Below are 16,842 nucleotides of genomic sequence, written 5' to 3'. Positions count from 1 at the left end.
AAGTGCATCTGCGCCGTTCGCCCCGCGCGACACGGCTTTCGCTGCGGGTTGGGCGGACCGATGGGCGCGTTACGCTGACCCTGCCGCGCCGTGCCACCCTGCGGGAGGCCCACGCATTCGCCACCACCCAAGCCGCATGGATCAGACAGCATGTGGCCGCTGCACCCAGCATTCAGCATCCAGTCATAGGCGGCACATTACCAGTGTTGGGAGAAGTATTGCCCATCGTCGTCGGTGAAACGCGGGTCGCACGGCTATTACCCGACGCCGTTCTGGTCCCTGCTGACCACAGCAAGGTTGGACCACGGATCAAGACCCTGCTGCGCACACTGGCACAGACACATTTGACCGAAGCCTGCGAACGCTATGCGCGCGCATTGGGCCGCGATCACGGCAAAATCACCTTTCGCGACACGCGTTCACGCTGGGGATCGTGCACATCGCGAGGGGATTTGATGTTTTCGTGGCGGCTGGTGATGGCCCCGTGGGAGGTGCTGGACTACGTCGCCGCCCACGAGGTCGCACATTTGGCCCACATGGACCATTCGGCCCGCTTCTGGGCGCAGGTCGAGAATCTCTTGCCCCGCTACCAACCGCACCGCGCGTGGCTCAAGGCGCATGGGGCCGGATTGCACGCGTGGGACTTTAGCGTCCTTGACGCGACCCCGGACTAGGCGCACCGTCGCGCCATGTTGATCGACTCCAAATCCGGCGGAACCTCTGCCGCCCACGACAAGCTGTACCGCGCCCTGCGCACCCGCGTCATGCACGGTGAACTGGTCCCCGGCGAGGCACTGACCCTGCGCGGCATCGGCAAAGAATACGGCGTCTCCATGACACCGGTACGCGAGGCACTGCGTCGCTTGATCGCGGAAGGGGCACTGTCGTTGTCGTCATCCGGGCGGGTCAGCACACCCGAACTCAGTAGTGAACGAATCGAAGAACTGGCCGCGCTCAGGTCCCTGCTAGAGCCGGAACTGGCCGCCCGCGCCCTGCCCCGCGCACACTCCGCCCTGATCGAACGGATGGAAATCATCAACCGCTCCATCGCAGAAAAAATCGCCAAGAAGGATGCGGTGGGGTATATTCGCACGAACCTCGAATTCCACCGCACACTGTATTTGCGTGCGCAGGCACCTGCGATGCTCGCGATGGCGGAAACAGTCTGGCTACAAATGGGGCCAACAATGCGCGCGCTCTATGGGCGACTGCACAGGACCGAGGCGCCCCGCCACCACCGCCTGATCCTCGCGGCGCTGAATGCAGGGGATGAACCCGGACTGCGACTGGCAGTACGAGCTGACGTGACCCAAGGTCTAAAGCTGTTGGCGACTTAGAAAGCGCCTCAGTTGGTCCGGCACGCAACCGCGCCGAACCCAATTGATCGTCAAAGCCGATTAGGCGTGGATTGCGCCGTCACCACAGGCCAAAGCCGCTTCGCGCATCGCTTCCGAATATGTCGGGTGCGCGTGGCAGGTCCGCGCCAGATCTTCGGCAGCCGCGCCAAATTCCATCGCGACACAGACCTCATGGATCAAATCACCCGCCATTGGGCCAATGACATGCGCGCCCAGAATGCGGTCCGTCTTGGCGTCGGCCAACAGCTTCACAAACCCATCGGCTGCGAAATTCGCCTTTGCACGCCCATTCCCCATGAAAGAGAACTTTCCGATTTTATAGGCTATGCCCGCTTCTTTTAGTTGCTCTTCGGTTTGACCGACATTGGCAACTTCGGGGTGGGTGTAAATCACGCCGGGGATGACACCGTAGTTCACATGGGGCTTTTGGCCCGCGATCATCTCGGCGACGGCCATACCTTCGTCCTCGGCCTTGTGGGCCAGCATCGGGCCCTCAATCGCGTCGCCAATAGCATAGATGCCGGGGATGTTGGTACGATAGCTCAACTGAGCGATCTGACCGCGAGGGGTCATCTCAATGCCCAAAGCGTCAAGACCCAGCCCCTCGGTGAACGGTTTGCGCCCAGTGGAGACCAGCACAACTTCGGTATCTAGCGTATGCTCGCTGTCGTCTTTGCGCAGCTTATAGGTGACCTTAGCCTTGGTTTTGGTAGCAGCAACCTTGGATACCGCCGCGCCCATGATGAACTTGAGGCCCTGCTTGGAGAGGATCTTTTGAAATTGTTTGGCAACCTCAAGGTCCATGCCTGGCGTTATGCCATCCATGAATTCCACCACAGTCACCTCAGTGCCTAGGCGCGCGTAAACCGAGCCCAGCTCCAACCCGATCACGCCACCGCCAACGACAGTCATGGTCTTGGGGATTTTGTTCAGCTCAAGCGCACCGGTCGAGGTCACGACAACCTTTTCATCAATGGTCACTTCTGCGCCCGGAATGGTGGCCGGCTCTGAGCCGCTGGCAATGACGATGTGCTTGGCCGTGTGGATTTCGTCGCCCACCTTGACCTCACCAGCCTTGGGGATGGAGGCCCAGCCCTTGATCCAGTCGACTTTGTTCTTCTTGAACAAGAACTCAATGCCTTTGGTGTTCTGGGCAATGACGTCGTCCTTATAGGCCAACATCTGCTTCCAATCGACCTTTGGGGCCGCGCCTGTCAGACCCATTTTAGCAAAGTTATGCTCAGCCTCATGCAACTGATGTGATGCATGCAGCAGTGCTTTGGATGGGATGCAGCCCACATTCAGACAGGTTCCGCCGAGGGTATCGCGCCCTTCAACACAAGCCGTTTTCAGGCCCAGCTGCGCGCAGCGGATTGCACCAACATATCCGCCGGGACCCGAGCCGATGATGATAACGTCGTAGTTTGCCATGATGTTTTCCTTTCTGTCGGTCGCCGGGGGCCAGCCCCCGGACCCCCGAGATATTTGAGAACCAAAGAATTAGACGATTGCCGCGAGGAGCATCGCTGTGGTTGCAAGAAAGCCCACGAACCAGATGACCGAGCGCCATGGACGCCATCCGAAGTAATAGGCTGGGATGTAGAGGACGCGGGCCGCAAGGTACGTGTATGCCAGCAGTGCTGTGTAGGGTGTCGCCTCGCCCGAGAGGGTAAGCACCGTACATGCGATACCGAACAGGATCAGCCCTTCGAAGTGGTTGTTAAGAGCCCGGTAGAGACGGGCAGTTTTTTCCGAGAGTTGATCCTCTAGCGACCCGCCGAGGCGTGCACGGTCCCGTGCAGAGGCCGTTTTACCCGGGCCCAGCTCAAGGTTCGCGGGGACAGCCATCAGTACGAATTGCACCACTTGGAGGAGTGCTGCGAGGGTAAGGGCGGTAAGTTCGGGGGTCATAAGCATCCTTTGGTATAAGGCCCATCGGACATTTTTGATGCGACAGACCAAGCCTGGCATGGGATAAGTCGTCCTGTCTGCGCTGTCATCTGGATGACCCCCTGGTGTGGGGCAGCGCCTGACCGAAGTGTTCCCGATCAGGCGTTGCCGCGTATTTTTAGAGATCCATCAGCAAGCGGCGCGGATCTTCGAGCGCTTCTTTGACGCGCACAAGGAACGTCACAGCGCCTTTGCCGTCGACGATCCGGTGGTCGTAGGACAGAGCCAAGTACATCATCGGGCGAATAACGATTTGGCCATCGACCACCACGGGACGGTCTTGGATTTTGTGCATGCCAAGGATGCCCGACTGCGGTGGGTTCAGGATCGGCGAGGACATGAGCGAGCCGTAGACGCCGCCATTTGAGATCGTGAAAGTCCCGCCCTGCATTTCTGCCATGGATAGCTTGCCGTCGCGGGCGCGTTTGCCCTTTTCTGCGATCGCTTTTTCGATCTCAGCGAACGACATCTGGTCAGCGTCACGGATCACTGGCACCACAAGGCCCGTGGGCGTGCCCGCAGCGATGCCCATGTGCACAAATTTCTTGTACACGATGTCGGTGCCGTCGATCTCAGCGTTTACTTCGGGAACTTCTTTAAGGGCGTGACAGCACGCCTTGGTGAAGAACGACATAAAGCCCAGACGCGCGCCGTGCTTTTTCTCAAACAGGTCTTTGTATTCCTTGCGCAACGCCATCGACGCGGACATGTCGACTTCGTTGTAAGTCGTCAGCATGGCGGCCGTGTTCTGACTATCTTTCAGACGCTTGGCGATGGTTTGGCGCAGGCGGGTCATCTTGACTCGTTCTTCGCGGGCTGCGTCATCGGCGGGCACAGGCGCGCGCGGGGCAGCGGGGGCTGCCACCGCAGCAGGGGCCGCAGCGGCACTGGCAGCAGCCGCCATCACGTCCTCTTTCATTACACGGCCATCGCGACCAGAACCCTGAACTGATGCAGGATCAATGCCCTTTTCAGCCATGATTTTCTTGGCAGATGGGGCGTCCTCAACATCCTTACCATCCGATGCAGCAGGCGCAGCAGCAGGGGCCGTGGCTGGAGCAGCCGCAACCGCACCAGCAGAGCCGCCGATAACAGCCAGCTTAGCCGTCGCATCCACAGTTGCCCCTTCGGGCGCGAGAATTTCGGACAGCACACCCGCCGCAGGAGCAGGTACTTCGACTGAAACCTTGTCTGTTTCCAGCTCACAAAGCATTTCGTCCTGGGCAACGGTGTCGCCGACTTTCTTGAACCAAGTTGAGACAGTCGCCTCGGTCACGCTTTCGCCCAGCGTTGGCACCATCACATCCGTGGTCGCACCTGTATCAGCGACAGCCGGAGCCGCAGCCGGAGCAGCAGGCGCTGCAGTGGCTTCACCACCTGCAGAAATGGTCGCCAACAGTGCGTCCACACCGACGGTTTCACCCTCAGCGGCCACGATCTCGGCCATTGTGCCCGCGGCAGGCGCCGGCACTTCGACCGTTACCTTGTCGGTCTCCAGCTCACACAACATCTCATCCACCGCGACCGCGTCGCCTGGCTTTTTGAACCACGTGGCAACAGTGGCCTCGGTGACGCTTTCGCCCAGTGTGGGCACTCGAACTTCAGTGGACATCTTCTATTATCCTTTGATATCAAGCGCTTCGTTCACGAGCGCTGTTTGTTGTGCTTTGTGTTGGCTGGCAAGACCCGTCGCGGGCGAGGCCGAGGATGTCCGGCCCACATAAGTGGGACGTGTTTGCTTGGCCTTGATGCGGCTCAGAACCCATTCGATGTTTGGCTCGATAAAGCTCCAAGCGCCTTGGTTCTTGGGCTCTTCTTGGCACCAGACCATATCAGCACCCTTGAACCGCTCTAGCTCCTTCATGAGGGCCATCGCAGGGAAGGGGTAATACTGCTCAACGCGCAGCAGGTACACGTCGTCCAAACCAGCCGCGTCCCGTGCCTCCAGCAGGTCATAGTACACTTTGCCCGAGCAGATCACGACGCGCTTGATCTTGGCGTCTGGTTTCAGCTTGGTGTCAGAATGACCTTTCTGCGCGTCATCCCACAGCACTCGGTGGAAGCTAGACCCAGTCGTAAAGTCCTCTGCGTCAGACACACACAGCTTGTGGCGCAGCAGCGACTTGGGCGTCATCAAAACCAACGGCTTACGGAAATCGCGATGCAGCTGACGGCGAAGAATGTGGAAGTAGTTCGACGGTGTCGTACAGTTGGCCACGATCCAGTTGTCCTGCCCGCACATGGTCAGGAACCGCTCCAGCCGCGCCGATGAGTGTTCAGGACCCTGCCCCTCAAACCCGTGCGGCAACAAGCACACCAGACCCGACATCCGCAGCCACTTCGATTCACCCGAGGACACGAACTGGTCAAACATGATTTGCGCGCCGTTGGCGAAATCACCGAACTGGGCTTCCCACATGGTCAACGCATTTGGCTCGGCCAGCGAGTAACCGTATTCAAAGCCCAACACTGCATATTCCGACAGGGCACTGTCGATCACTTCGTATTGCGCCTGCCCCTCACGGATGTTGTTGAGGGGGTAAAACCGCTCTTCGGTTTCTTGGTTTACCAGCCCCGAATGCCGCTGAGAAAACGTGCCGCGCGTGCTGTCCTGCCCCGACAGACGGACCTTGTAGCCCTCCGTCAGGAGCGAGCCAAACGCCAGCGCTTCGGCAGTAGCCCAGTCAAAACCTTCACCGGTTTCGACCATCTTGGCCTTACCTTCCAGCAGACGCTGAACCGTTTTGTGCAACGGATAACCCTCAGGCGCGCGGGCCAATGCGTTGCCGACCTCGGCCAACGTCTCGGGCTTGATGGCCGTGTCACCGCGGACATAATCCTCTTTGTTGCGATCCAGATGCGACCAACGCCCGTCCAGCCAATCGGCTTTGTTGGGCTTATAATCTTTACCGATCTCGAACTCTTCATTGAGGTGCGCTTGGAACGAGGCCTTCATATCCTCGATCTCACCCTCGGGGATCAATCCATCCTTAACCAAACGCTCGGTATACAACGTCAGGGTCGTTTTGTGCTTCTTGATCCGCTTGTACATCAGCGGGTTGGTGAACATGGGCTCATCGCCCTCGTTGTGACCAAACCGGCGATAGCAGAAGATGTCGATCACGACGTCTTTGCCGAACTTTTGGCGGAACTCAGTGGCCACCTTGGCGGCGTGTACCACGGCCTCTGGGTCGTCGCCATTCACATGGAAAATCGGGGCCTCAACCACCAGCGCGTTATCCGTAGGATACGGCGACGAGCGGGAGAAGTGCGGTGCGGTGGTAAAGCCGATCTGGTTGTTCACAACGATATGCATCGTGCCACCGGTTTTGTGCCCACGCAGCCCCGACAATGCGAAACATTCGGCCACAACACCCTGACCAGCAAACGCCGCGTCACCGTGCAGCAAAATCGGCATTACGGCTGTGCGTTCCGTGTCGCCCAATTGGTCCTGCTTGGCGCGGACTTTGCCCAGTACCACCGGGTTCACCGCCTCTAGGTGCGAGGGGTTCGCCGTCAGCGACAGGTGAACGGGGTGGCCGTCAAATTCACGGTCGCTGGATGCACCGAGGTGGTATTTCACATCGCCCGAACCGTCCACGTCCTCTGGCTTGAACGAGCCGCCTTGGAATTCATTGAAAATCGCGCGGTATGGCTTGGCCATCACATTGGCCAGCACCGACAAACGACCCCGGTGGGGCATCCCGATAACGATTTCCTTCAGCCCAAGGTTACCGCCACGCTTGATGATCTGCTCCATCGCAGGGATCAGGCTTTCGCCACCATCCAGACCAAACCGTTTGGTGCCCATGTACTTCACATGGAGGAATTTCTCAAAACCCTCAGCCTCAACCATTTTGTTAAGGATCGCCTTCCGGCCTTCGCGGGTAAACGCAATCTCTTTGCCCAAGCCCTCGATCCGCTCCTTCAGCCAGCCGGCCTCTTCGGGGTTCGAGATATGCATGTATTGAAGCGCAAACGTCCCACAATAGGTCCGCTTCACGATCGCCATGATCTCGCGCATTGTGGCGACTTGCAGCCCCAAAACTTGGTCGATGAAAATCGGGCGGTCCATGTCGGCTTCGGTAAAGCCATAGGACTTGGGATCCAGCTCTGGGTGGGGGGTCTGGTCCCGCATCCCCAGAGGGTCAAGGTCAGCAACAAGGTGACCCCGAATACGATAGGCACGAATGATCATCAGCGCGCGGATCGAGTCCAGCACAGCGCGTTTGATCTGCTCGTCCGAGACCTCAACACCGGTCGCGGCGGCCTTTGCCTTGATCTTGTCACCAGCACCTTTGACCTCAGGGGCCGGGGCCCATTCACCGGTCAGTGCGGTGGTCCAATCGTCGGTGGGCTGCGGCGGCCAGTCGGCGCGCGCCCAGCTTGGGCCCTCAGCCTCGCGCTTAACAGAGACCTCATCGTCCCCCATCGCCCGGAAAAACGCTTGCCACGATTCGTCCACTGCCGCCGGATCGTTGGCGTACCGCGCGTACATCTGTTCCAGATATTCCGCGTTGTGGCCCTGCATAAAGCTAGAGGCGTGGAACTGGTCGTTGGAGGAGTGTTCGGTCATTGGGACACCTCATTTGGGTTGGGACCGTAAGCTGTAAACTCGGGATGAAAGGAACGCTGACTGCTCATTGCGCTCCCTCCACGAAAAATTCATGCTGGATGTTCACCACCACTTGGGGCGGCGTCGCATCGGGCAGTTCCGCGCGAATGGCGGCTTGGTTGTAGTGGAAACGGTATTCGGACAGGCCCGGATTATCGGCGTCCACACGGACGTCGGTGTGGGCACCAAATCCTGTTTGCGGCGCACCGGCCGACGGGTCGTCCATCGCCACGCGGCACTGTACGGATGTAATCGTGTCCGCGGGGCGTTGCCAACTGGCCAGCATCACGGCCGTACCATTGATCAAAATCCGCGTCTCAGATGTGGGCAACGCCTTGAGCCGCCCATAGTTGGCCGCTGCCATGCGCTGCGCATCTAGCACGTCGCGCAGGCTCGCGCCGCCCATGTCGCCACCCAAATAAGCCACGGCGTTAATCCACATCAGGGCCTCAACCACATCGGTCTGCGGCGCGCTCCAGCCTTCAGCCTCGAGCGCGCCGTAGAATTTTTCAGCCTCTGCGAACGGTTCGGCACAGGGTTCCAGCCCCTGCGCCACGGCAGGAGAGGAAAGCACAACACACAACACAGTCGCGCGTATCAGCCTTTCCAATCCCATGTTGTACCTCCCCCGTTCTCCAGGCGACGATTAACCAGCGGCAATCGCTTCTTGAACGGCCTCACCCAGCGTTGCGGGGCTTTCGGCCACAACGATGCCAGCGGACTTCATCGCTTCGATCTTGCTTTCGGCGTCGCCTTTGCCGCCTGCAACAATCGCGCCAGCATGGCCCATGCGACGACCCGGAGGCGCCGTGCGGCCCGCAATAAAGCCAGCCGTTGGTTTCCAACGACCCTTTTTGCGTTGCTCAGCAAGGAATTCAGCGGCTTCTTCTTCAGCGGAGCCCCCGATCTCACCGATCATAATGATCGAATGCGTCTCATCATCGTCAAGGAACATGTCCAGCACGTCGATGTGCTCCGTGCCTTTGATGGGGTCGCCGCCGATGCCAACAGCCGACGACTGGCCAAGACCCAGATCGGAAGTCTGCTTCACCGCTTCGTACGTCAGCGTGCCCGAACGGGACACAACACCAACCGAACCACGGCGGTGGATGTGGCCGGGCATGATGCCGATTTTGCAGGCGTCAGGCGTGATCACGCCGGGGCAGTTTGGCCCGATCAAACGCGATGCGGTGCCCTCAAGGGCGCGCTTTACACGCATCATGTCCAAAACCGGGATACCCTCGGTGATGCAGACAATCAGCTCCATCTCAGCGTCAATCGCCTCAAGGATCGAATCCGCCGCAAAGGGGGGCGGTACATAGATCACGGTCGCATTGGCTTCTGTGACGTGCTTGGCCTCATGGACCGAGTTGAACACAGGCAGGTCAAGGTGCGTCTGACCGCCCTTGCCCGGCGTCACGCCGCCCACCATTTTGGTGCCATAAGCAATCGCCTGCTCAGAGTGGAATGTCCCCTGCGAGCCAGTGAAGCCCTGACAAATGACTTTGGTATTTTCGTTTACGAGAACTGCCATCGGTCTTATCCCTTCACCGCTTTGACGATTTTCTGCGCACCGTCTTTCAGGTTGTCTGCAGCGATCACGTTCAGGCCGGAGGTGTTGATGATCTCCTTGCCCTGCTCTACGTTCGTGCCCTCAAGACGCACAACGAGGGGCACTTCAAGGCCGACCTCTTTAACAGCCGTCACAACGCCTTGCGCAATCACGTCACACCGCATGATGCCGCCAAAGATGTTCACAAGGATACCCTTTACGTTGGGGTCCGATGTGATGATCTTGAACGCTTCGGTCACTTTCTCAGTGGTGGCCGCGCCGCCCACATCAAGGAAGTTTGCAGGCTCTGCGCCGAACAGCTTGATGATGTCCATCGTGGCCATCGCAAGGCCCGCACCGTTCACCATGCACCCGATTTCACCGTCCAACGCGATGTAGTTCAGATCGAACTTAGAGGCCGCCAATTCCTTGGGGTCTTCTTCCGTTTCGTCGCGCAGGGCGGCGATGTCAGCGTGGCGGTAAACCGCGTTACCGTCGAAACCCATCTTGGCGTCCAGACACTTCAGGTCACCCTTGTCGGTCACGATCAGCGGGTTGATCTCCAGCATCTCCATGTCTTTTTCGACAAAGCACTGGTACAATTGACCCATCAGCTTCACGCACTGCTTGACCTGCGCACCGGTCAGCCCAAGCGCGAATGCGATGCGGCGACCGTGAAAGCCTTGGTAACCCGTCGCTGGATCAACCGAAAAGCTGAGGATTTTTTCGGGCGTGCTGGCCGCCACTTCTTCGATGTCCATGCCGCCTTCGGTCGAACACACAAAGCTAACGCGCGATGTCTGACGATCGACCAGCAAAGCAAGGTACAGTTCGGTCTCAATCCCGGAACCGTCCTCGATATAGATGCGGTTCACAACCTTACCAGCAGGGCCGGTTTGGTGTGTAACCAGCGTCCGACCAAGCATCTTCTTGGCTTCATCCGCAGCCTCTTCCACCGATTTAGCAAGGCGCACACCGCCCTTTTCGCCAGCATCCGCTTCCTTAAAGGAGCCTTTGCCGCGGCCACCCGCGTGGATTTGTGCTTTTACAACCCACAGAGGTCCGTCCATTTCGCCCGCAGCGGTTTTGGCGTCTTCTGCCTTCAAAACCACGCGTCCGTCCGAGACCGGAGCGCCGTAGGAGCGAAGAAGGGCCTTCGCCTGGTATTCATGGATGTTCATGAAACTGTCCCATATTGCTTGTTGTTGACGCTTGGTCTGACACAGCCAATTAACCCTGCAAAACGCCATAACGCCGCAGCAGTGGTATTTCGCCCAAAAAACCCACTTTTGTGATCACACCGCAAAAAAGTGTGATCACAAATTCGGCATACAGCCGTATGCAATTTCTTACAACGCAACAAAAAAGGGTGCTCCCGAAGGAACACCCAATGCTCAGCTCACGAGTGAGTCGCTTAGACGAGGCTGTCGTCGATCGCCTTACATGCGTCGACCAGACCCTTCACCGCATTCACGGAAACGTCGAACATTTCTTGCTCTTCTTTGTTGAGCTTGATGTTCACGATCCGCTCAACACCACCGGCGCCGATCACGGTGGGCACGCCAACGTACATACCCTTCACGCCCAGATCGCCATCGCAATAGGCGGCACAGGGCAGAACGCGTTTTTGGTCATTCAGATAGGCTTCGGCCATCTCAATCGCCGAGGTAGCAGGCGCATAGAACGCCGAGCCTGTTTTCAGCAGGCCAACGATTTCGGCACCGCCGTCACGGGTGCGCTGCACCATGGCGTCCAGTTTCTCTTGCGTGGTCCAACCCATCTCAACCAGATCGGGCAGTGGGATACCGCCAACGGTCGAATAGCGCACCGATGGCACCATCGTATCGCCGTGGCCGCCCAGAACAAAGGCCGTCACATCGCGCATGGATACGTTGAATTCCTCAGCGAGGAAGTGGCGGAAGCGCGCGCTGTCCAGAACGCCAGCCATGCCGCACACTTTGTGGTGGGGCAGACCGCTAAATTCACGCAGCGCCCAAACCATCGCATCCAGCGGGTTGGTGATGCAGATAACAAATGCGTCGGGCGCATGGGCAGCGATACCCTCGCCGACGGACTTCATAACTTTCAGGTTGATGCCCAACAGGTCGTCGCGGCTCATGCCGGGTTTGCGCGCAACACCTGCGGTCACGATGCACACGTCGGCGCCCGCGATATCCGCATAATCCGAGGTGCCCTTCATGTCGGCATCAAAACCTTCGGAGGGGCCGGATTCGGCGATATCCAACGCCTTGCCTTGGGGCAGACCATCCGCAATGTCGAACAGGACAACGTCGCCCAATTCCTTGATAGCAGCGAGGTGGGCAAGCGTGCCCCCGATGTTGCCTGCGCCGATAAGGGCAATTTTAGCTCTGGCCATGGAAGGTCTCTCCGGTGGGATATTAATGACCCCAGCACGCCTAACCACTCGGACAACGCGGCGCAAGACTGCGCCAGCGCGGCAGAAAGCCTCGCTTAACAGATGGGATGCGCGATAACTTACCGCGAGAAAAGTGCTATAGCCCGCTGGCTTCAGCACAATTTGTTAACCATCTCATCCGGCCAACATGATCACCTTCGACTTCACATTTTTCGCTCTCGCCATCCCAGCGATCATCTTTGCCGCAATCTCCAAGAGCGGTTTTGGCTCCAGCGCGGCCTTTGCTGCGGCACCGATTCTCGCCCTTGTGCTGGATCCGGCGATGGCCTTGGGGGTTGTGCTTCCCCTACTGATGCTGGTGGATATATCCTCGCTCAAACCCTATTGGGCCAAATGGCACGCGCCCTCAGCCGCAGCCCTGTGCATCGGTGCAATTCCGGGCGTAGCCCTCGCGATATGGCTCTATCAAATCGCTGATCCGGACATGCTGCGCCTCCTGATCGGCGCAATCTCCATCGGCTTTGTGGCGTTTCAATTAGGCCGGGCGCGCGGTCTCATCCGCATCGCCCCCCAACCCTTCCGCCCAGCGCTTGGCGCGGCATTCGGCGTTATCGCAGGCTTTACCAGTTTTATCAGCCACGCAGGCGGCCCACCCGCCGCGATCTTTCTGCTCTCACAAAACCTTAGCAAGACAACATTTCAGGCAACGACCGTCATCACCTTTTGGATCATCAATATCCTCAAGGCCGTGCCCTACGCTTTTCTAGGCGTCTTTACGGCCGAAACCCTCTTGGCGGGCGTATATCTTGCGCCCTTTGCCCTGCTGGGCACTTGGCTCGGGGTCAAGGCGCATCGCCTCATCCCAGAGCGTCTGTTCTTTGCACTAACCTACGTCTTGCTGACCTGTACGGGCAGCAAACTGATCTATGACGCACTTATCTAAGCGTCGTCAGACGCCTGAAGCGGATCAATCGTGTCCTCGTAGGACTGGCCAGACGCTACAAGACACATGCGCCCATCGGGCATCGTCACCGTAATCGTCCAAGACCCAGTATCATCCGAGGCAAACACCTCAACCACACCGTTATTCGCCCCCAGCCCAAGGCTGCGTCGCGTTTCACCAAACTTCTCCGACAGACGGCTCAGAACCGTATCGCGTTTGCCACAAACTTCGGCAGCCGCCGGCAAAGAGGACCACACGGTCGCCCCGATCAAAGCTGCTGTAAAAATAGATGTCTTCATGGTCTAACCTTACCTAACCTTCATGTGTGAAGGAGAGCTGACAAACGCCGGGATCGCTGGGACAAATCCGGCCTACGCCAAACTCTCCCCTGTGTTAGTGGCCGTTTCCCCATCAAGCGAGGCCGACCCTTCTGATGCAGCCAACCTGAACCAAAGTGCTTAGAGAAAAGTTAAACTCGCGCATTTTCTCGCGCAGCGTGTATTTTTCCAACCTCAGACGATCCCGCGCGCAACAAAACGTCTCAAATACACGTTCTGGCTTGCGCTATATTACCAGCCGTGCAAAACCATGCCGCAGCGCAGAAGGATTTGACCATGACCCACCCCTACCGCTCCGTTCTCTATATTCCCGGCTCAAAAGAGCGCGCATTGGAAAAGGCCAAGACCCTTCCAGTGGACGCCATCATCTTCGACCTTGAGGATGCCGTGGCCGTCGATGAAAAGGAAAACGCACGCCACACCCTTGCCGCCGCCCTGACCGCTGGCGGCTACGGTGATCGCGCCCAAATCGTGCGGATCAACGCGCTCGATACCGACTGGGGCCACGCCGACGTCGCCGTGATCGCCCCCACCGGACCACAGGCCGTCCTTCTCCCCAAGGTAAATTCCGCGGCGGATATCACAGCCCTCAGCGCCCTGCTGGACGCACACCCCGCCTGCGCCAACACCAAAATCTGGGCCATGATGGAAACCCCGCTCGGCATCCTCAACGCCCTCGAGATCGCACAAGCCCCCCGGATGGGCGGCTTTATCATCGGCACAAACGATCTCGCCAAGGACCTCAACACACGCTTCCGCGCCGACCGTGAGCCGCTGCTCACCTCGCTGCAAATGTGCCTGCTCGCGGCGCGCGCGGCCGGCATTATCTGTGTCGATGGCGTCTATAACGCCTACAAGGATACCCAAGGCCTTGCTGCTGAATGCGCCCAAGGCCGCGATATGGGCATGGACGGCAAAACCCTGATCCACCCCGCGCAGGTCGACACCTGCAACACCGCCTTTTCCCCATCGGACGCGGAAATCGACCTTGCCCGCCGTCAGATCGACGCATTCGAGGCCGCCGAAGCCGAAGGTCTAGGCATCGCCGTCGTAGATGGTAAAATCGTCGAGAACCTGCACGTGGAAACCGCGCGCAAAACCCTCGCCATGGCCAACGCCATCGCAACCGCAGCGGAGTAACCCTCAATGACACTTTTGATCGCGGGCATCGCCCTTTGGTGGGCCGCCCACCTCTTCAAACGCGTGGCGCCGGGCCTTCGCGGTCAAATGGGCACAGCGGGCAAAGGCATCGCCGCCGTCCTGATCATCGGCAGCGTCGTGATGATGGTTCTGGGATACAAAGCGGCTGACTTTATCCCCGTTTGGCAACCGCCCAGCTTTATGACCCACATCAACAACCTGCTGATGTTGTTTGCGTTTTACCTATATGGCGTGGGCGCAGCCAAGGGCACGCTCGCAGCCAAAATCCGCCACCCCCAACTGACCGCATTCAAAACATGGGCCACGGCTCACCTATTGGTGAACGGCGATGTCGCGTCGATCCTGCTGTTTGGCGGGCTGCTCGCATGGGCCGTCGTCAGCGTCATCCTCATCAACCGCTCCACCCCGTGGGAGCGGCCCGCAACCGTCTCCGTCAAAGGCGACATCAAGGCGCTGATCATCGGCCTCGTGCTGATGGCCATCGTTATGGCAATTCACGTTTGGGCGGGTGTCTCACCCGTAGGAGGCTAACCCATGAAACTCTATCGCTTTTTGTCCGAGGACGACACGTCCGCCTTTTGCCACAAGGTCACCGACGCCCTGAACAAAGGCTGGACGCTCTATGGCTCCCCCACGCAAACCTTTGACCCCGTCAAAGGCATCATGCGCTGCGGCCAATCCGTCACAAAAGAGGTTGAGGGCACCTACACCCCCGACACCAAACTCGGAGAACACTAATGGCCAAAACCAACCCCGGCCGCTTCTTTGAGGATTACCAACTCGGCCAAACCATCGAACACGCGGTCCCGCGCACGGTTTCGGGGGGTGAGCGCGCGCTTTATCACGCGCTCTATCCGGCCCGCCATGCGCTCTATTCCTCGGACGCATTTGCACAGGCCAGCGGCCTGCCCAGCAGCCCGATTGACGACCTTGCCGCGTTTCACGTGATTTTCGGCAAAACCGTGCCGGACGTATCCCTCAATGCGGTCGCCAACCTTGGCTACGCCGAAGGCCGCTGGCACTTGCCGGTCTACCCCGGCGATACCCTCCGCTCGACCTCCGAAGTCATTGGCCTCAAACAAAACTCCAACGGTAAAACCGGCGTGGTCTATGTCCGCACGCGCGGCTTGAACCAGCGGGATGAAACGGTGATGGACTATGTCCGCTGGGTCATGGTGCGCAAACGTGACACCGATGCCCCCGCCCCCGAAACCGTGGTGCCAACCCTATCCAAATCTATCTCGGCCAGCGACCTCGTGATCCCCAAGGGGCTGACCTTTGCGGACTACAACTTCACCCTCGCGGGTGAGCCGCATCGCCTGTCCGATTACAAAGTCGGGGAACAGATCGACCACGTCGATGGCGTCACCATCGAAGAAGCTGAGCACATGATCGCCACGCGCTTGTGGCAGAACACAGCCAAGGTGCATTTCGATGCCACCTTCCGCCCCGATGGGCAGCGCCTGATCTATGGCGGCCATGTGATTTCGATGGCACGTGCCTTGTCTTTCAATGGCTTGGCCAACGCGCAAATGGTCGTCGGCCTGAACGCAGGCGCCCATGCAAACCCCTGTTTCTCGGGCGATACGATCAAAGCATGGTCCGAGGTGTTGGACATCGCCGAAACCTCAGCCCCCGGCGTAGGGGCGATTCGTCTCCGGCTGGTTGCAACCAAAGGTGGCGCGCCCTTCGTTTTGCGCGGCGAAGACGGCAAATATGACCCCAACGTCCTGCTTGATCTGGACTACTGGGCGCTAATGCCGCTCTGACAGGGCGCTGGGCTGCACGGTGTGATCACAAAATGATCGACTCACACCTGCGGCTCACCCCCAAGACCCCAAGGTCGCCAAAACGCACAACTAAACAGCACGCCCATACGTGATCACACCAATTACTTTCGTGATCACATATGGGCCGATGCGTCGATTTGCGCGCCCCTTTGACGGGAATCTCGGCTTGTTACACGTGACTCTTGCCGAAAAACTCTTATGCATAAACGCCAACAATGACCGACAAAATTACAACCAGAAAGGGACGTGCCCATGGCTGACGTCAAAAAGGTAGAGCGACCCCTCTCCCCGCACCTCCAGGTTTATCGCCCCCAGTTGACTTCGATCTCATCGATCCTGGTGCGCATCACCGGCATCGCACTGCTCGGCCTCTCGGCTTTGGTGGTGGCATGGTTTCTTGCCGCCGCAACCTCCGAAACCGCGTTTGCAGCGATGGACGGGTTCCTGCGCAGCTGGTTTGGCAACCTCATCATGCTTGGTGGCGTTTGGGCATTTGTGTACCACATGCTGGGCCGCCTACGGCACCTCCTGTGGGACTTCGGCTACTGCGTAGACGTGCCCACATCCGAAAAAATGGCGATCGGCATGTTGGGCCTTTCGACACTGGTCACCCTGATCGTCGCGCTCGTCTGAGCGGCACAAGCAAGGAAACATCCCATGCAACGTTATTTGACTGATCGAAAACGCGCTGATGGCTTGGGCTCCGGCCGTCACGGCACGCACCACCACTGGCACATGATGATGACGTCTCTGGCGCT

General features: G+C 58.8%; 17 protein-coding genes and 1 pseudogene. 9 read left to right on the top strand and 9 right to left on the bottom strand.

Features of this window, described 5'->3' with window-relative positions:
- The first annotated feature begins 2 nt into the window (after positions 1–2).
- Both AC4GMC_RS12260 and AC4GMC_RS12255 read left to right on the top strand, forming a co-directional pair.
- Positions 3–674 (top strand): M48 family metallopeptidase, encoded by a 672-nt coding sequence (locus tag AC4GMC_RS12260; protein ID WP_488082100.1) that lies wholly within the window; start codon positions 3–5, stop codon positions 672–674.
- 15 nt (positions 675–689) lie between these two features.
- Positions 690–1,337 (top strand): GntR family transcriptional regulator, encoded by a 648-nt coding sequence (locus AC4GMC_RS12255; protein ID WP_487877741.1) that lies wholly within the window; start codon positions 690–692, stop codon positions 1,335–1,337.
- A 60-nt stretch (positions 1,338–1,397) separates the two neighbouring features.
- Here AC4GMC_RS12255 and lpdA read toward each other — a convergent pair whose 3' ends face one another.
- From lpdA to mdh, 8 genes are all read right to left on the bottom strand, one after another.
- Positions 1,398–2,789: a dihydrolipoyl dehydrogenase gene (gene lpdA, locus AC4GMC_RS12250; RefSeq protein ID WP_487877742.1), complete on the bottom strand. Its 1,392-nt coding sequence runs from the start codon at positions 2,787–2,789 to the stop codon at positions 1,398–1,400.
- A gap of 69 nt (positions 2,790–2,858) precedes the next feature.
- Entirely contained in the window at positions 2,859–3,269 is a 411-nt protein-coding gene (locus tag AC4GMC_RS12245) for an MAPEG family protein (protein ID WP_487877743.1), read from the bottom strand.
- 157 nt (positions 3,270–3,426) lie between these two features.
- Positions 3,427–4,920 (bottom strand): 2-oxoglutarate dehydrogenase complex dihydrolipoyllysine-residue succinyltransferase, encoded by a 1,494-nt coding sequence (odhB, locus tag AC4GMC_RS12240; RefSeq protein ID WP_487877744.1) that lies wholly within the window; start codon positions 4,918–4,920, stop codon positions 3,427–3,429.
- Positions 4,921–4,926: 6 nt separating this feature from the next.
- Positions 4,927–7,884, bottom strand: coding sequence for a 2-oxoglutarate dehydrogenase E1 component (locus tag AC4GMC_RS12235; RefSeq protein ID WP_487879031.1), 2,958 nt, complete (start codon positions 7,882–7,884; stop codon positions 4,927–4,929).
- Between the two features lie 64 nt (positions 7,885–7,948).
- Complete coding sequence (locus AC4GMC_RS12230; protein WP_487880182.1) at positions 7,949–8,539, bottom strand: hypothetical protein; 591 nt, start codon at positions 8,537–8,539, stop codon at positions 7,949–7,951.
- A gap of 30 nt (positions 8,540–8,569) precedes the next feature.
- Positions 8,570–9,457 carry a succinate--CoA ligase subunit alpha gene (gene sucD / locus AC4GMC_RS12225; protein ID WP_487878314.1) on the bottom strand — a complete coding sequence of 296 codons (888 nt, stop codon included), beginning with the start codon at positions 9,455–9,457 and terminating at the stop codon, positions 8,570–8,572.
- Between the two features lie 5 nt (positions 9,458–9,462).
- On the bottom strand, positions 9,463–10,656 hold the full coding sequence (gene sucC / locus AC4GMC_RS12220) for an ADP-forming succinate--CoA ligase subunit beta (RefSeq protein ID WP_487878315.1): 1,194 nt from the start codon (positions 10,654–10,656) through the stop codon (positions 9,463–9,465).
- 233 nt (positions 10,657–10,889) lie between these two features.
- The gene (gene mdh / locus AC4GMC_RS12215; RefSeq protein ID WP_058122889.1) at positions 10,890–11,852 is read right to left on the bottom strand and encodes a malate dehydrogenase; all 963 of its coding nucleotides are present in this window, start codon (positions 11,850–11,852) and stop codon (positions 10,890–10,892) included.
- Positions 11,853–12,039: 187 nt separating this feature from the next.
- Here mdh and AC4GMC_RS12210 point away from each other — a divergent pair, with 187 nt between their 5' ends.
- Complete coding sequence (locus tag AC4GMC_RS12210; RefSeq protein ID WP_487878316.1) at positions 12,040–12,795, top strand: sulfite exporter TauE/SafE family protein; 756 nt, start codon at positions 12,040–12,042, stop codon at positions 12,793–12,795.
- Here the strand turns inward: AC4GMC_RS12210 and AC4GMC_RS12205 are convergent.
- Positions 12,792–13,094 (bottom strand): hypothetical protein, encoded by a 303-nt coding sequence (locus AC4GMC_RS12205; protein ID WP_487878317.1) that lies wholly within the window; start codon positions 13,092–13,094, stop codon positions 12,792–12,794. The two genes, AC4GMC_RS12210 and AC4GMC_RS12205, sit on opposite strands and share 4 nt — an antisense overlap.
- A 315-nt stretch (positions 13,095–13,409) precedes the next feature.
- Between AC4GMC_RS12205 and AC4GMC_RS12200 the strand changes: the two genes are divergently transcribed.
- The 6 genes and pseudogenes from AC4GMC_RS12200 to AC4GMC_RS12175 form a co-directional block, all read left to right on the top strand.
- Positions 13,410–14,273 carry an HpcH/HpaI aldolase/citrate lyase family protein gene (locus tag AC4GMC_RS12200; protein ID WP_487877426.1) on the top strand — a complete coding sequence of 288 codons (864 nt, stop codon included), beginning with the start codon at positions 13,410–13,412 and terminating at the stop codon, positions 14,271–14,273.
- 6 nt (positions 14,274–14,279) lie between these two features.
- Positions 14,280–14,825 carry an NnrU family protein gene (locus AC4GMC_RS12195; protein WP_487877427.1) on the top strand — a complete coding sequence of 182 codons (546 nt, stop codon included), beginning with the start codon at positions 14,280–14,282 and terminating at the stop codon, positions 14,823–14,825.
- A gap of 3 nt (positions 14,826–14,828) precedes the next feature.
- Complete coding sequence (locus AC4GMC_RS12190; RefSeq protein ID WP_487877428.1) at positions 14,829–15,032, top strand: DUF1737 domain-containing protein; 204 nt, start codon at positions 14,829–14,831, stop codon at positions 15,030–15,032.
- Positions 15,032–16,063, top strand: coding sequence for a MaoC family dehydratase (locus tag AC4GMC_RS12185; RefSeq protein ID WP_487877429.1), 1,032 nt, complete (start codon positions 15,032–15,034; stop codon positions 16,061–16,063). The genes AC4GMC_RS12190 and AC4GMC_RS12185 overlap by 1 nt, the downstream gene beginning before the upstream one ends.
- Before the next feature lie 273 nt (positions 16,064–16,336).
- Positions 16,337–16,717, top strand: coding sequence for a succinate dehydrogenase, cytochrome b556 subunit (gene sdhC / locus AC4GMC_RS12180; RefSeq protein ID WP_487877430.1), 381 nt, complete (start codon positions 16,337–16,339; stop codon positions 16,715–16,717).
- Positions 16,718–16,741: 24 nt separating this feature from the next.
- A pseudogene (locus AC4GMC_RS12175) lies at positions 16,742–16,842 on the top strand (succinate dehydrogenase, hydrophobic membrane anchor protein); the annotation flags it as partial.

This window comes from Thalassobacter sp. (genome assembly GCF_982993085.1).
This window is presented reverse-complemented; position numbering and strand designations above follow the sequence as displayed.

What these genes read in the sequence shown, in the direction of transcription:
- AC4GMC_RS12185 (WP_487877429.1), top strand. Translation starts at nt 15,032, where the DNA reads ATGGCCAAAACCAACCCCGGCCGCTTCTTTGAGGATTACCAACTCGGC.
- sucC (WP_487878315.1), bottom strand. Translation starts at nt 10,656, where the DNA reads ATGAACATCCATGAATACCAGGCGAAGGCCCTTCTTCGCTCCTACGGC.
- AC4GMC_RS12195 (WP_487877427.1), top strand. Translation starts at nt 14,280, where the DNA reads ATGACACTTTTGATCGCGGGCATCGCCCTTTGGTGGGCCGCCCACCTC.
- AC4GMC_RS12235 (WP_487879031.1), bottom strand. Translation starts at nt 7,884, where the DNA reads ATGACCGAACACTCCTCCAACGACCAGTTCCACGCCTCTAGCTTTATG.
- lpdA (WP_487877742.1), bottom strand. Translation starts at nt 2,789, where the DNA reads ATGGCAAACTACGACGTTATCATCATCGGCTCGGGTCCCGGCGGATAT.
- AC4GMC_RS12230 (WP_487880182.1), bottom strand. Translation starts at nt 8,539, where the DNA reads ATGGGATTGGAAAGGCTGATACGCGCGACTGTGTTGTGTGTTGTGCTT.
- AC4GMC_RS12255 (WP_487877741.1), top strand. Translation starts at nt 690, where the DNA reads ATGTTGATCGACTCCAAATCCGGCGGAACCTCTGCCGCCCACGACAAG.
- AC4GMC_RS12200 (WP_487877426.1), top strand. Translation starts at nt 13,410, where the DNA reads ATGACCCACCCCTACCGCTCCGTTCTCTATATTCCCGGCTCAAAAGAG.
- sucD (WP_487878314.1), bottom strand. Translation starts at nt 9,457, where the DNA reads ATGGCAGTTCTCGTAAACGAAAATACCAAAGTCATTTGTCAGGGCTTC.
- AC4GMC_RS12190 (WP_487877428.1), top strand. Translation starts at nt 14,829, where the DNA reads ATGAAACTCTATCGCTTTTTGTCCGAGGACGACACGTCCGCCTTTTGC.
- mdh (WP_058122889.1), bottom strand. Translation starts at nt 11,852, where the DNA reads ATGGCCAGAGCTAAAATTGCCCTTATCGGCGCAGGCAACATCGGGGGC.
- sdhC (WP_487877430.1), top strand. Translation starts at nt 16,337, where the DNA reads ATGGCTGACGTCAAAAAGGTAGAGCGACCCCTCTCCCCGCACCTCCAG.
- odhB (WP_487877744.1), bottom strand. Translation starts at nt 4,920, where the DNA reads ATGTCCACTGAAGTTCGAGTGCCCACACTGGGCGAAAGCGTCACCGAG.
- AC4GMC_RS12210 (WP_487878316.1), top strand. Translation starts at nt 12,040, where the DNA reads ATGATCACCTTCGACTTCACATTTTTCGCTCTCGCCATCCCAGCGATC.
- AC4GMC_RS12245 (WP_487877743.1), bottom strand. Translation starts at nt 3,269, where the DNA reads ATGACCCCCGAACTTACCGCCCTTACCCTCGCAGCACTCCTCCAAGTG.
- AC4GMC_RS12205 (WP_487878317.1), bottom strand. Translation starts at nt 13,094, where the DNA reads ATGAAGACATCTATTTTTACAGCAGCTTTGATCGGGGCGACCGTGTGG.